Genomic DNA, 12,214 nt, shown 5'->3' on the forward strand with positions numbered 1-12,214 from the left:
ATTACTTTCCACGTTTATCAATAACCGCTTGTGTTAGTTGATCAAGAATTGGTTGAATCAGATCGTACTTCATCTTCATAGAGGGCTGCCCTACTACGAGACGAGAGCTGATATCAGCAATGTGATCCATCGCTTCTAAGCCATTGGCACGTAATGTGTTACCGGTATCGACAATATCTACGATTCGATCGGCCAAACCCATGATAGGTGCCAACTCCATCGCGCCGTATAACTTAATAATGTCGACCTGACGTCCTTGACGAGCAAAGTATTCACGAGTCACGTTGACGAACTTGGTAGCGACACGCATGCGACCTTCAACCGCTTCAGCATCTTTCATTCCTGCTACGCGAAGTTGGCAGGTAGAGATCTCTAAATCTAAGGGTTCGTAGAGTCCGGCCCCGCCGTGCTCCATTAAAACATCTTTCCCGGCAACACCCATGTCAGCACCACCATACTCAACGTAGGTTGGAACATCAGTCGCACGAATCACTACTAGCTTGATGTTCTCGTGATTAGTATCAAAGATGAGCTTTCGGCTTTTAAAAATATCTTCAGTCGGCTCTATGCCCGCTGCAGCAAAAAGCGGTAGGGTCTCTTCAAGAATTCGACCTTTAGACAACGCTATGGTTAATTGCTCTTTCATCACTAATCCAATTATTAAGCAGGAACACGGCGAATTTTAGCGCCTAAGGACTGCATCTTCTCTTCGATACACTCGTATCCACGGTCAATGTGGTAGATGCGCTCCACTGGAGTCTCGCCTTCTGCAACTAACCCTGTAAGTACAAGACTTGCTGATGCTCGTAGATCTGTCGCCATAACCGGTGCCGCTTTAAGTTTTTCGACCCCTTCAATCGTGGCGGTATTACCATCAATAACTACTTTCATTCCAAGACGAATCATCTCTTGAATGTGCATAAAGCGGTTTTCAAAGACAGTCTCTTTGATGCGACCCACACCATCAGCAATGCTGTTAAGCGCTGCAAATTGAGCTTGCATATCGGTCGGAAACGCCGGGTATGGAGCTGTAGTAACACTGACCGCTTTCGGACGGCGGCCCTCCATATCCAGCTCGATCCAGTCATCACCTTGTGTAATCTTGGCACCAGCCTCTTCAAGCTTTTTCAAAACCGCTTCAAGAATATCACCGCGAGTATTACGGGTACGCACTCGACCAGAAGTGATAGCGCCAGCGACTAGGTAAGTACCGGTCTCAATGCGATCCGGCATAACTGAGTGAGTACACCCTTTAAGAGTCTCTACACCCTGAACACGAATCGTATCTGTACCAGCACCTGAAATTTTAGCGCCCATAGCGATAAGGCAGTTGGCTAGATCGACCACTTCGGGTTCACGTGCCGCGTTTTCAATGATCGTTTCACCTTCAGCTAAAACTGCAGCTGATAGGATGTTTTCAGTACCGGTTACCGTCACAGTATCAAAAAAGACCGTAGCCCCTTTTAAGCGGCCATCAACACGAGCATCAATGTAGCCATCCATGACTTCAATCTGAGCCCCCATCGCTTCCAATCCACGCAGGTGAAGATCGACCGGACGACTACCAATGGCACAACCACCAGGCAGGGAAACCTGTGCACGACCATGTCGCGCTAACAGAGGGCCCAATACGAGAATTGAAGCACGCATAGTTTTCACCAACTCATAAGGTGCTGTGAATTCGGTGATCGTAGTGGGATCAAGCTCAACACTCATCTTCTCACCCACGGTAAGCTCAACGCCCATACGACGCAGCAGCTCAAGCATGGTGGTGATGTCATGCAAATGCGGCAGATTGCATATAGTGACCGGCTCACTGGCGACTAAGGTTGCAGCAAGAATCGGTAGCGCAGAGTTCTTTGCACCAGAGATCCACACTTCGCCGTCTAAACGAGCGCCACCTTCAATGATTAATTTATCCATCTGATTACCTAAGCAGATTAATTACTGCTGTGACTCCCACTGATCTGGAGTAAACGTTTTAATGGAAACAGCATGGATAGCACCTGATGCAATTTGATCAGTCAAACAAGCGTATACCGCTTGCTGCTTCTTAACCGGACTCATTCCGGAGAACATTTCACCAACAACCGTTACCTGAAAATCACAGCCTTCGCCCGCCGTATGGACCGTACAACCCTCAAGCTGACTCTCAACCAGTTGCTTCACTTCATCAGCGTGCATAGTAATCTCCAGATAATCCTTAAATTTAGCCGCGTATAATAACGAAAAAGGGCCCTGATATCATCTATCAAGGCCCTATAAATGCATTCAAAACGAACACTACAGATTATTGAATATCAACGCCCACTAGGTCCGCAATGGTCTCCATCTGAGTTGGAAGATTGGCCCACTCAATATTGGCGTTATTTCGTTTGATCTCTACCCACAAGGCGACCGCACAACTATCGACTTTCGTTACATTAGATAGATCGATCGCGCTTGCTCCTGCAGCAATAGCAGAGCAAACCTGTTCAACAACTTGGTTGTAGGTGTTACGAGTCAACTCACCTTGAATCTTAAACACCGGATCCATTAGGCACCTGACACTTTATCAGACATCGCTTCGGACCACTGCTCGATCACTTTAGCAATTTTTCCATGCTGCTCCATCAAGCCAGCAAATTGATTACGGAAGGTGATTCTCAGATTAATACCATCGACAACCACATTGACCAATAACCAACGGTCATCTTTGTAAACCATATAGTAAAGAAGCGAGTAAACCGTTCCATCTTCCGCAGAGACATTCACGTTGACAATCTGTTTGTCGGGATCTGGGCTCTGCTCAACTGGAGGGATGATTTCAAACTCTTTGAAGTTGAATCCAACGACTGCTTTGGCATAAGTCCTAAGCAGAGTGCTTTTCACAACGACCGAAAAATCAGCGACCTCTCTGTCACTCGCGCGGCGGTAATATTTACCCATGATCGATTTCGCAATGTACTCAAAATCAACCGACTCACCGACCAGCTTATCGATCTCGCTCATCAACTCATCAATATTCTCTGGCTGTCGAAGGCGCTCATCATTAACCAAGGCGAGCATATCCGCAGTCGCTGTCTCCATGACCTGACTGGCAGAGTCCCAATTAGCCTGCGCAGGAGATAACACCCCCAACCAAAGCGCGGTCAGAAAAATAAAACGACCTAACATGTTACTCACTCACCTTATTAAACAGAAACTTACCTACAATCTCTTCAAGCACTAATGCTGACTGCGTATCCTCAATCGTCATACCATTTTCCAACAGATCATCTTCAAACCCAGGGGTAATACCGATGTACTTCTCCCCTAAAAGACCTGCCGTTAGAATTTGCGCTGAGCTATCAATGCTAAGGTAGTCAACATCATCAAAGATCTGCATCTCCACTTCGGCCATCAGGCGCTTAGGATCAATGCGAATAGCTGAAACCTGACCAATTTGAACACCGCTCATGGAGACTTTTGCACGCTCAGTTAGACCCCCAATATTGTCAAAGCGAGCATAGACGGTGTAGCCAGTCCCCTTCTGAGAGAGGTTTAAACCGCTGACATTTATTGCCAGAGCGACAAGAGCCAACATACCGGCGAGGATAAGTGCGCCAACACTGATTTCGAGGGCACGAATACGCATTAAAAATCTCCAAACATCATTGCGGTTAGAAGAAAGTCCAACCCTAATATAGCCAGCGAAGAGTAGACAACTGTTCGGGTGGTCGCCTGCGAAATGCCTTCTGACGTTGGCACACAATCATTACCCTGAAAAACAGCTATCCAGATCACTACAAAACCAAATACCAACGATTTGATTACACCATTTAAAACATCTTCAGAGAAGCTGACTGAAGCCTGCATGTTGGCCCAGAAACTTCCAGAAAAAATACCTAGCCAGTCAACAGCAACTAAAGATCCACCCCAGATACCTACGATCGCAAAGATCATCGATAGTAACGGCATACTGATAAAGCCAGCCCAGAGACGCGGCGCAATAATGCGTCGCATGGGATCGACACCGATCATCTCGTAACTGGCTAACTGCTCGGTCGCCTTCATCAAACCAATCTCAGCTGTGACCGCGGAACCCGCTCGTCCAGCAAATAGCAGTGCAGTAACCACAGGGGCCAACTCACGAACCAGCGACAGCGCCACCATCTGACCAACAGCCTGTTCTGAACCATAATCAACCAGAATAGTGTAGCCCTGCAAACCGAGTACCATTCCGATAAATAGGCCCGATACGATGATAATGACCAGCGATAGCACACCAATGAAATAGAGCTGGCGAACCAACAGCGGGAACATCATCATAGGTGCCGGCTTGGCAATCAGAGATTGACTCAATAACTGCCCTGCACGACCTACTGCAGCCACGCGATTAAGAGTTTTAGTACCCAAATGTTGTAGGAACTGAATCATTGTGAGTCACCAAACAACTGATCTTTAAAAGAGGGCGCCGGGTAATGGAAAGGAACAGGGCCATCTGGTCGACCTTTCATGAACTGTTCAACGCGAGGATCTTCAGAACCATTGAGTTGATCAGGTGCTCCTTGTGCCAGCACCTTCCCGTCAGAGATAAGATAGACGTAGTCTGCAATACTCAAGGTCTCTTGGATATCATGCGAAACAATGACCGATGTATGACCAAGCGCCCTGTTCAAACGAGAAATCAAATTGATTAGAACGCCCATGGCAATAGGATCCTGTCCTGCAAAGGGCTCGTCATACATCAAGAAATCCGGATCAAGGGCTATTGCCCTTGCCAATGCAGCTCGTCTGGCCATACCGCCTGATAACTCAGCTGGCTTCAATTCACTGGCACCTCGCAAGCCGACTGCGTTCAACTTCATCAAAACCAGATCTCGAATAACGCTTTCAGGCAAATCTGTATGAACTCTCAAAGGAAAGGCGACATTTTCAGCTACTGTCATATCCGTAAATAGAGCACCGCTTTGAAACAGCATCCCCATTTTTGCCCTTAACTCGAAGAGACGGCGACGAGAAAGAGCGTGAACATTATCACCGTCGACTCTAATTGAGCCCTGATCAGGCCTAAGCTGTCCCCCAATCAATTTAAGAAGGGTCGTTTTTCCCGTTCCTGAGGGCCCCATGATCGCTGTGATCTTGCCGCGAGGAATGGTTAACGAGAGATCATCAAAAATCTTTCGTTCACCACGCCAAAAGCTGAGATTACTCACTTCGATATGTGTGTCATTTAATTGAGCCATCAGTGCCTATCGATGAAGAAATAGAAAATGTTGGTGGAATTCTAGTCTAAAAACAGAGCTTATCAAGCAGACCTTTAGATTAAGAGAAAAATATCGAGACTCTTTACCGGACAGTCACTTATAAAAACAGTAATATACTGTAAATTAAACAGTATTAACGCGAACTTAAGGATCTCGACCCTTGTCCGACTCCAACACTACTCGATTCGATTACGTGAGCGCAGGCAAACAGACCATCTCGATTGAGCAAGAGGCTATACAAGCCCTAAATGACTCTCTTGGTGAAGCGTTCAACCAAGCTTGTCACTCTCTTTTGAACTGCAAAGGGCGTGTCATCGTGACCGGCATGGGCAAATCAGGGCACATTGGCACCAAAATAGCAGCAACTCTAGCAAGCACCGGAACACCCGCGTTTTTTGTGCACCCAGGCGAGGCGAGTCATGGCGATCTGGGCATGTTCACGAAAGAAGATGTTGTCATTGCCCTCTCCAACTCAGGTGAATCCAACGAAGTCGTTACCATTTTACCTCTGCTTAAACGCAAAGGGATTACGCTCATTTCAATCACCTCTAAACCCCATTCAGCGTTGGCAACCAGTGCTGATATCAGCCTTGTGACCCCTATCGAACGCGAAGCCTGCCCACTTAATCTCGCCCCCACCTCCAGTACGACTGCACAACTGGTGCTTGGCGATGCGATCGCAACGGCTCTTTTGGAGGCGAGAGGATTTAGTGCAGAAGATTTTGCCTTTTCACACCCCGGCGGTGCGCTGGGTCGTCGACTGCTGTTGAAAGTGAGTGATTTAATGCACTCTGGAGACGAAGTTCCCTCAGTTTCACCAGGCACTCTCATTCAAGAAGCGCTTTTGGAGATCACCCAAAAACGCCTAGGCATGACAACCGTTGTGGATGACAATCTCCTACCCCTTGGCATTTTTACCGATGGTGACCTTCGCCGTGCCATTGACCAGGGCGTGAATCTAAACCAAGCGACAATCGACTCTGTCATGACAAAGAGTTTCACAACAGTGACGCCTGAGATGTTGGCCGCCGAAGCTTTACAGATCATGCAGGATAAAAAAATAAATGCTCTCATTGCTTTAGATGAGACAGGGAGAGTAGCCGGGGCATTGAACATGCATGATATGTTAAAAGCAGGGGTCATCTAATGCGTCCCAATCCAACAGAAGAACAGATAGCACTAATCAAACCCATTCAACTACTGGTGATGGATGTTGATGGCATACTGACCGAGGGCAATCTTAGCTTCTTAGCCGATGGCAGTGAGATTAAGAGCTTCAATATACTGGACGGCCTTGGCATAAAGCTGTTAATGGAATCCGGCGTAAAAACCGCCATCATTACCGGTAGACAATCTAATCAAGTCATCCAACGCGCTGAGTCGCTGGGTATTAATTACATACAGCAAGGCCGAGAAGATAAATTAACCGCACTTCAAGAGCTTTGGAAAAACACCGGATTTAACGCTTCAAACACGGCCTACATCGGCGATGACTTGCCTGACTTATCGGCCATAAAAGCGGTTCGCTTTGGCGTCACCGTTCCGAATGGTCACTGGCTCGTTAAAGAGAACGCCGATCATATTACGACTCAATCAGGCGGTCGCGGAGCTGCACGTGAGTTGTGTGAATTGATTATGGCTTGCCAAGGAACCTTAGACGGCGCGTTGGAGCGGTTTAAGTGATCACTAATCTCAGAGCGAAAATTCGATTAGCCATTGCGTCGACGTTGATTGCTCTTTTTTTGATCTTCACACTGTTATTGAATCAAGGCGATATTGAAGAGGGCGTACTCCTAAAAGAGAACCCGAACAGAATTGATTTTTTTGTAATAGACGCCACTCTTACTCGTTGGTCTGAAGCGGGCAATCTAAGCTCTGTCACCCACACTCCGCGAGCAGAGCATTTAGTTAACTCAGAACAGATGAAGTTAACAACACCTTTCTCAGTAGGCTATCGCCAAGATGGCACGACTGAACACACCATCAATGCTGATCTGGGCTTTTTTGCTGACGACAACAGTCAACTAGACCTTGAAGGCAGTGTAGAGCTTCACCATAATCCAGATTCTGAGAAAGACACTGCACTCTTCACAGAGCAGTTGAGCTACTTTCCAGAACAGAATCTGGCGACCAGTGATGTAGCCGTCGAATTTCTGAACAACCAGGGTTCAACCAAAGGGGTTGGCATGACACTGAATACGGAATTAAACACCTTAGATCTTCATTCAACCGTGAGGGGGGCCTATGTCGCTTCGAGCACTGACCAGTAACCTATTTCTAGCCTTTACAGTTGTTCTTAGTGGATCAGCTTTAGCGCTGCCAACCGATCGAGACGAACCCATCTACGTAGAGGCAGACTCAGCTAATATTGATGAGGCCAAAGGAGTCACTCGATACACAGGCAACGTCATCATCACCCAGGGATCAATGGTGCTTAAAGGTGAAACCGTCGATCTGTTACGTGGTAATGATGACACCATCAATCAGATCATCTCAAAAGGTGCTCCAGCCTACTTCGAACAACGCCCTCAACTGGACCAAGAGATTACCTATGCAACCGGCTCAACTCTGGATTACACAGTAAGCTCTCAACTGCTGTTAATTACGGGGAACGCTAGAGTGACTCAGGGTGGTGACGAGTTCACTGGGGCTAAAATTAATTACGACATGGCGAACTCTAAAGTAAAAGCCTTTAGCAGTGAGAGCGGAAGCCAGCGTGTCAAAATGGTTCTTCAGCCTAAAAAAGATAATTAACCATGAGTTCACTCGAAGCCCTCCACCTAGCCAAAAGCTACAAAGGACGCTCTGTTATTCAAGATGTGTCCGTCACTGTTGAGCCTGGTGAGATTATCGGATTGCTTGGGCCCAACGGTGCGGGTAAGACAACCTGCTTCTATATGATTGTAGGTCTGGTCAGAGCGGATCGAGGCAACATTCGTCTCAATGGCGACGACGTCACTAGAATGCCTATTCATGAGCGCGCAAAACGCGGCTTAGGCTATCTTCCGCAAGAGGCCTCTGTATTCAGAAAGCTGAGTGTCTACGATAACCTGATGGCCATACTGGAGCAGAGAAAAGACCTGACCAAAGATCAACAACACGAGAAAGCTCAATCTCTACTAGAAGAGTTCCATATCACTCACATCAAAGAGTCCAAAGGGATGGTCCTATCTGGGGGTGAGAGACGCCGAGTTGAGATTGCAAGAGCCCTAGCAAACGACCCTGACTTCATCCTACTGGACGAGCCTTTTGCTGGTGTAGACCCCATCTCTGTCAGCGACATCAAACAGACCATCAGGCACCTTAAAGATCGAGGTATTGGCGTCCTGATAACCGATCACAATGTCAGAGAGACTCTCGACATTTGCGAACGGGCTTACATCGTTAGTGAGGGTAACATTCTTGCAGAGGGTGAGCCTGAGCAGATCATGATGAATCAAGCCGTTAAAGAGGCTTATCTGGGCAATGATTTTCGCTTGTAACTCTCACACTTTTAAGTAATTATCATTTTAATGAAGCACTCTTTACAGCTCAAAGTCGGACAGAACCTGTCCATGACCCCACAATTGCAGCAAGCGATCAAATTGCTGCAACTCTCCTCCTTAGAGCTACAGACAGAGATTCAAGAGGCACTCGATAGTAACCCACTACTGGAGGTAGCCGATGAAGAAGATCAGAGTGAAGAGAACTCTCAAAGCATTGAGCAAAAAGAGTCATCAACCTCAGATGAGACCCAATCTAATTCAGAGATCGAAGAGACGTTCGAATCGTCTCAGCCGGAAGATAGCTGGTCTACTGATGACATACCTGAACAGCTTTCAACCGACAGTCAATGGGACGATACTTACCAAAGCTCTTCAAATTCCAATCGTGATGATGATTGGATGCCAGGTGATAATGACGCTGCGGTTGAAACCATCCAAGACCACCTTAATTGGCAACTGAATCTGGTTAATTTCAGCGATGTTGATCGATACATTGCTGAGATGATTATTGACTCTATCGATGATCGTGGCTATCTGATCACCGATCTGCAGGACATTCTTCTCAGCTGCCAAGAGGAGCTACCTGAACTCTTTTTTGAAGTGGAAATGGATGAGGTGGAGACAGTACTTCACCGCATTCAACAGTTTGACCCACCCGGTGTCGGTGCCCGTGATCTTGCAGAGTGTTTGAAAATCCAGTTAAGACAGCTACCCATAGAGACACCTTGGCGCGCAGAGTCACTGCGCCTAGCGACCGACTATTTAAACCTGTTGGGCAGTCGAGATTTTAAATCTTTGATGCGCCGTATGAGGCTCAAAGAGGAGCAACTGTCAGAGGTGGTTAGGTTGATTCAATCACTTAACCCAACACCAGGAGACTCTTTAGATCTGGGTGATACTGATTACATCGTACCGGACGTGATCGTGCGTAAACGCGCGGGGGAGTGGACACTCACTCTCAATAACGACGTAGTCCCTGAACTACGTATCAATGATGTCTACTCAGGCATGATTAAACGTGCAGACAACTCCGCGGAGAACCAATTTTTAAAAGACCATCTCCAGGATGCACGCTGGTTCATAAAGAGCTTACAAAGCCGCAATGAGACCCTCTTAAAGGTCTCAACGGAGATCGTTACTAGACAGATCGGTTTTCTCGAGCAGGGTGAACAGGCGATGAAGCCTCTTATTCTTCACGACATTGCTGAAGCCGTTGATCTACATGAATCCACCATCTCCCGTGTTACAACTCGAAAATACATGCACACCCCGCGCGGTGTCTTTGAATTGAAATATTTCTTTTCGAGTCAGGTGGCTACCAGTGACGGCAGTGGTGCATCATCAACTGCGATTCGAGCAATCATTAAAAAATTAATTTCAGAAGAAGACCCTCGCAAGCCACTAAGTGACAGTAAGCTTGCTACACTACTAGATGAAGAGGGGGTGAATGTTGCAAGACGAACCATTGCTAAATATCGCGAAGTTCTCAACATTCCACCTTCAAATGAGAGAAAGCGTTTGGTTTAATTGAGGTGGGCGGCCTCATTTTTTCACTCCGCCTAAGACGAGGAGAAGTCATATGCAGATAAATATTACTGGTCATCACGTGGACCTGACTGAAGCTCTAAGTGAATACGTACGTAACAAGTTCGATAAGCTAGAACGTCACTTCGACAACATTCAGAATGTACAAGTTACTCTCAGTGTCGAAAAGCAGGGTAAAAAAGCCGAGGCTGATGTTCACTTAGCCGGTGGCCAAGTGGTCGCTTCTGATGAGCATGATGACATGTATGCAGCGATTGATGGCTTAGTGGATAAGCTTGATCGCCAAATCATCAAGCATAAAGAAAAAATGAAATCTCACAAATAAACGAACGACAACATGCAACTAGGTGACCTACTGACGACTGAAACAACCGCCTGCCGGGAGTCAGTCGCCAGTAAAAAACGCCTTCTACAAGTGGCCAGCGAAAAGCTGGCCTCTTCAGTTGATGGCGTAACAGAAGATGAAATTTTTACAGGCCTTCTTAATCGTGAACGATTAGGCAGTACAGGAATTGGCTCTGGCGTGGGTATACCCCACTGTCGAATTCCGGGCTGTTCAACAGCATCCGCCTGCTTAATCACACTTGATGACGGTGTCGATTTTGATTCAATCGATTCAGCGCCGGTCGATCTTGTCTGCGCACTGATCGTGCCCGATGATGGAAATGATGAGCACCTTAAGACACTGGCTGGTTTAGCCGAGCTGTTCAGCAAGCCCGAAGCCCTCAATTCTCTCAGAGACTGCACGAATTCTGAGGCCCTACTCAATAAAGCAACTGAGCTATCAAAGGTCTGATCATGAGAGTCGTTGTTATCTCGGGTCGCAGTGGTTCAGGGAAGAGTACCGCCTTGCAAGCACTTGAAGATGTTGGGTTCTATTGCATAGACAACCTACCGGCGACGCTATTGCCAGCGTTGGTCGAGCAGATGCTTAACGACCAGAATAACGCACCTCTGATTGCTGTGAGCATTGATGCCCGCAATCAGCATACCGACCTAAAAGCCTTCCCAGAGATCATGGAATCCTTGAGGGCTAGAGAAGATATAGGCATAGAGATCACGTATCTTGACGCATCAGAAGCGACCCTATTGAAACGGTACAGCGCCACTCGAAGAAAACACCCGCTGAGCAACCAAGATGTTGGACTGGAAGAGGCAATAGCCTTAGAACGAGATCTGCTTGAACCTATCGCAAGCTCTGCGGACATGAGAGTTGATACCACTCGGCTTTCACTCTATGAACTGCGTGACACCATTAAATTGAGGGTCGCACAGCGTAAAGAGCAAGCGCTCTCTTTACAGTTTGAATCCTTTGGTTTCAAACACGGCGTTCCATTAGATGTTGATTTCAGCTTTGACGTCAGGGTGCTTCCTAACCCCTACTGGTTTGTAGAGTTGCGCCCTCTCTCTGGGAAAGATGAACCGGTTAAAACGTTTCTCAACGCTTCCGATGAAGTGATTGAAATGATTAATGACATAGAGCAGTTCATTGTGAAGTGGATTCCCCATTTCAAAACAAATAATCGAAGCTATGTTACTGTTGGCATTGGTTGCACGGGCGGCCAACATCGCTCTGTATACATTGCGGAGAGCCTTGCATCTCGCTTTGCTGACAGAATGGATAACATCCAAGTACGCCATCGAGAATTATCAGAATAAGTTTCGCAATGATTGAAAAAAACGTTACTATAATCAACAAATTGGGACTACACGCGCGTGCAGCGGCTAAACTTATTGGCGTAACAGGTAAGTTTGGTTGTGACATCAAAATCACAAAAGATGGCAAAACAGTCGATGCTAAAAGCATTATGGCCATTATGATGTTGGCTGCATCCCAAGGAACAGATCTAATCATACAAACGGATGGCGCTGATGAATCCGCCGCGATGGATGCCGTGATTGAGATCATAAATAACCGTTTTGACGAAGATGAGTAGAGACTAACCTACTCGTAAA

Annotated in this window: 18 protein-coding genes; 10 read left to right on the plus strand and 8 right to left on the minus strand. The window is 46.9% G+C overall.

Annotation, left to right across the window (positions count from 1 at the left end; all coding sequences use genetic code 11):
- Nucleotide 1 precedes the first annotated feature (1 nt).
- The 8 genes from hisG to XMD579_RS01195 form a co-directional block, all read right to left on the minus strand.
- A complete protein-coding gene (gene hisG, locus XMD579_RS01160) occupies nucleotides 2–646 on the minus strand; it encodes an ATP phosphoribosyltransferase (RefSeq protein WP_173480528.1) in 645 nt (214 codons plus the stop codon).
- Nucleotides 647–660: 14 nt separating this feature from the next.
- Complete coding sequence (gene murA / locus XMD579_RS01165; protein WP_173483311.1) at nucleotides 661–1,923, minus strand: UDP-N-acetylglucosamine 1-carboxyvinyltransferase; 1,263 nt, start codon at nucleotides 1,921–1,923, stop codon at nucleotides 661–663.
- A 21-nt stretch (nucleotides 1,924–1,944) separates the two neighbouring features.
- Nucleotides 1,945–2,184: a BolA family protein gene (locus XMD579_RS01170; RefSeq protein WP_173480526.1), complete on the minus strand. Its 240-nt coding sequence runs from the start codon at nucleotides 2,182–2,184 to the stop codon at nucleotides 1,945–1,947.
- A 106-nt stretch (nucleotides 2,185–2,290) separates the two neighbouring features.
- Entirely contained in the window at nucleotides 2,291–2,536 is a 246-nt protein-coding gene (locus XMD579_RS01175; protein ID WP_173480525.1) for a lipid asymmetry maintenance protein MlaB, read from the minus strand.
- Entirely contained in the window at nucleotides 2,536–3,156 is a 621-nt protein-coding gene (locus XMD579_RS01180) for a phospholipid-binding protein MlaC (RefSeq protein WP_173505671.1), read from the minus strand. The genes XMD579_RS01175 and XMD579_RS01180 overlap by 1 nt, the downstream gene beginning before the upstream one ends.
- Nucleotide 3,157: 1 nt before the next feature.
- Entirely contained in the window at nucleotides 3,158–3,616 is a 459-nt protein-coding gene (gene mlaD, locus XMD579_RS01185; protein ID WP_173488570.1) for an outer membrane lipid asymmetry maintenance protein MlaD, read from the minus strand.
- The gene (gene mlaE / locus XMD579_RS01190) at nucleotides 3,616–4,398 is read right to left on the minus strand and encodes a lipid asymmetry maintenance ABC transporter permease subunit MlaE (RefSeq protein WP_173505672.1); all 783 of its coding nucleotides are present in this window, start codon (nucleotides 4,396–4,398) and stop codon (nucleotides 3,616–3,618) included. The genes mlaD and mlaE overlap by 1 nt, the downstream gene beginning before the upstream one ends.
- On the minus strand, nucleotides 4,395–5,207 hold the full coding sequence (locus XMD579_RS01195; RefSeq protein ID WP_173505673.1) for an ATP-binding cassette domain-containing protein: 813 nt from the start codon (nucleotides 5,205–5,207) through the stop codon (nucleotides 4,395–4,397). The genes mlaE and XMD579_RS01195 overlap by 4 nt, the downstream gene beginning before the upstream one ends.
- A 181-nt stretch (nucleotides 5,208–5,388) precedes the next feature.
- Between XMD579_RS01195 and XMD579_RS01200 the strand changes: the two genes are divergently transcribed.
- Genes XMD579_RS01200 through XMD579_RS01245 form a run of 10 tightly spaced genes read left to right on the plus strand, consistent with a single transcriptional unit; the run spans nucleotide 5,389 to nucleotide 12,195 of the window.
- Nucleotides 5,389–6,375 carry a KpsF/GutQ family sugar-phosphate isomerase gene (locus XMD579_RS01200; RefSeq protein ID WP_173505674.1) on the plus strand — a complete coding sequence of 329 codons (987 nt, stop codon included), beginning with the start codon at nucleotides 5,389–5,391 and terminating at the stop codon, nucleotides 6,373–6,375.
- Complete coding sequence (locus XMD579_RS01205) at nucleotides 6,375–6,911, plus strand: HAD family hydrolase (protein ID WP_173505675.1); 537 nt, start codon at nucleotides 6,375–6,377, stop codon at nucleotides 6,909–6,911. The genes XMD579_RS01200 and XMD579_RS01205 overlap by 1 nt, the downstream gene beginning before the upstream one ends.
- A complete protein-coding gene (gene lptC, locus XMD579_RS01210) occupies nucleotides 6,908–7,498 on the plus strand; it encodes an LPS export ABC transporter periplasmic protein LptC (protein ID WP_173480518.1) in 591 nt (196 codons plus the stop codon). Before XMD579_RS01205 ends, lptC begins: the two co-directional genes overlap by 4 nt.
- On the plus strand, nucleotides 7,473–7,982 hold the full coding sequence (gene lptA, locus XMD579_RS01215) for a lipopolysaccharide transport periplasmic protein LptA (RefSeq protein ID WP_173483318.1): 510 nt from the start codon (nucleotides 7,473–7,475) through the stop codon (nucleotides 7,980–7,982). Before lptC ends, lptA begins: the two co-directional genes overlap by 26 nt.
- A gap of 2 nt (nucleotides 7,983–7,984) precedes the next feature.
- The gene (gene lptB / locus XMD579_RS01220; protein ID WP_173480516.1) at nucleotides 7,985–8,710 is read left to right on the plus strand and encodes an LPS export ABC transporter ATP-binding protein; all 726 of its coding nucleotides are present in this window, start codon (nucleotides 7,985–7,987) and stop codon (nucleotides 8,708–8,710) included.
- Between the two features lie 30 nt (nucleotides 8,711–8,740).
- The gene (locus XMD579_RS01225; protein ID WP_173505676.1) at nucleotides 8,741–10,240 is read left to right on the plus strand and encodes an RNA polymerase factor sigma-54; all 1,500 of its coding nucleotides are present in this window, start codon (nucleotides 8,741–8,743) and stop codon (nucleotides 10,238–10,240) included.
- A gap of 52 nt (nucleotides 10,241–10,292) precedes the next feature.
- Nucleotides 10,293–10,583 carry a ribosome hibernation-promoting factor, HPF/YfiA family gene (gene hpf / locus XMD579_RS01230; protein ID WP_173480514.1) on the plus strand — a complete coding sequence of 97 codons (291 nt, stop codon included), beginning with the start codon at nucleotides 10,293–10,295 and terminating at the stop codon, nucleotides 10,581–10,583.
- Nucleotides 10,584–10,595: 12 nt separating this feature from the next.
- Nucleotides 10,596–11,054, plus strand: a complete 459-nt coding sequence (locus XMD579_RS01235; protein WP_173480513.1) for a PTS sugar transporter subunit IIA — start codon at nucleotides 10,596–10,598, stop codon at nucleotides 11,052–11,054.
- Between the two features lie 2 nt (nucleotides 11,055–11,056).
- Nucleotides 11,057–11,917 carry an RNase adapter RapZ gene (rapZ, locus tag XMD579_RS01240; RefSeq protein ID WP_173505677.1) on the plus strand — a complete coding sequence of 287 codons (861 nt, stop codon included), beginning with the start codon at nucleotides 11,057–11,059 and terminating at the stop codon, nucleotides 11,915–11,917.
- Between the two features lie 8 nt (nucleotides 11,918–11,925).
- The gene (locus XMD579_RS01245) at nucleotides 11,926–12,195 is read left to right on the plus strand and encodes an HPr family phosphocarrier protein (RefSeq protein WP_173483320.1); all 270 of its coding nucleotides are present in this window, start codon (nucleotides 11,926–11,928) and stop codon (nucleotides 12,193–12,195) included.
- Nucleotides 12,196–12,214: the final 19 nt, after the last annotated feature.

It is taken from the genome of Marinobacterium sp. xm-d-579 (assembly GCF_013282935.1).
Taxonomy (GTDB): domain Bacteria; phylum Pseudomonadota; class Gammaproteobacteria; order Pseudomonadales; family Balneatricaceae; genus Marinobacterium_E.

Excerpts from the sequence above, each read along its gene's own strand:
- XMD579_RS01180 (WP_173505671.1), bottom strand. The coding sequence starts at position 3,156 with ATGTTAGGTCGTTTTATTTTTCTGACCGCGCTTTGGTTGGGGGTGTTA.
- lptA (WP_173483318.1), top strand. The coding sequence starts at position 7,473 with ATGTCGCTTCGAGCACTGACCAGTAACCTATTTCTAGCCTTTACAGTT.
- XMD579_RS01235 (WP_173480513.1), top strand. The coding sequence starts at position 10,596 with ATGCAACTAGGTGACCTACTGACGACTGAAACAACCGCCTGCCGGGAG.
- rapZ (WP_173505677.1), top strand. The coding sequence starts at position 11,057 with ATGAGAGTCGTTGTTATCTCGGGTCGCAGTGGTTCAGGGAAGAGTACC.
- XMD579_RS01245 (WP_173483320.1), top strand. The coding sequence starts at position 11,926 with ATGATTGAAAAAAACGTTACTATAATCAACAAATTGGGACTACACGCG.
- XMD579_RS01195 (WP_173505673.1), bottom strand. The coding sequence starts at position 5,207 with ATGGCTCAATTAAATGACACACATATCGAAGTGAGTAATCTCAGCTTT.
- XMD579_RS01170 (WP_173480526.1), bottom strand. The coding sequence starts at position 2,184 with ATGCACGCTGATGAAGTGAAGCAACTGGTTGAGAGTCAGCTTGAGGGT.
- mlaD (WP_173488570.1), bottom strand. The coding sequence starts at position 3,616 with ATGCGTATTCGTGCCCTCGAAATCAGTGTTGGCGCACTTATCCTCGCC.
- murA (WP_173483311.1), bottom strand. The coding sequence starts at position 1,923 with ATGGATAAATTAATCATTGAAGGTGGCGCTCGTTTAGACGGCGAAGTG.
- hpf (WP_173480514.1), top strand. The coding sequence starts at position 10,293 with ATGCAGATAAATATTACTGGTCATCACGTGGACCTGACTGAAGCTCTA.
- lptB (WP_173480516.1), top strand. The coding sequence starts at position 7,985 with ATGAGTTCACTCGAAGCCCTCCACCTAGCCAAAAGCTACAAAGGACGC.
- hisG (WP_173480528.1), bottom strand. The coding sequence starts at position 646 with ATGAAAGAGCAATTAACCATAGCGTTGTCTAAAGGTCGAATTCTTGAA.
- XMD579_RS01175 (WP_173480525.1), bottom strand. The coding sequence starts at position 2,536 with ATGGATCCGGTGTTTAAGATTCAAGGTGAGTTGACTCGTAACACCTAC.
- XMD579_RS01225 (WP_173505676.1), top strand. The coding sequence starts at position 8,741 with ATGAAGCACTCTTTACAGCTCAAAGTCGGACAGAACCTGTCCATGACC.
- mlaE (WP_173505672.1), bottom strand. The coding sequence starts at position 4,398 with ATGATTCAGTTCCTACAACATTTGGGTACTAAAACTCTTAATCGCGTG.
- XMD579_RS01205 (WP_173505675.1), top strand. The coding sequence starts at position 6,375 with ATGCGTCCCAATCCAACAGAAGAACAGATAGCACTAATCAAACCCATT.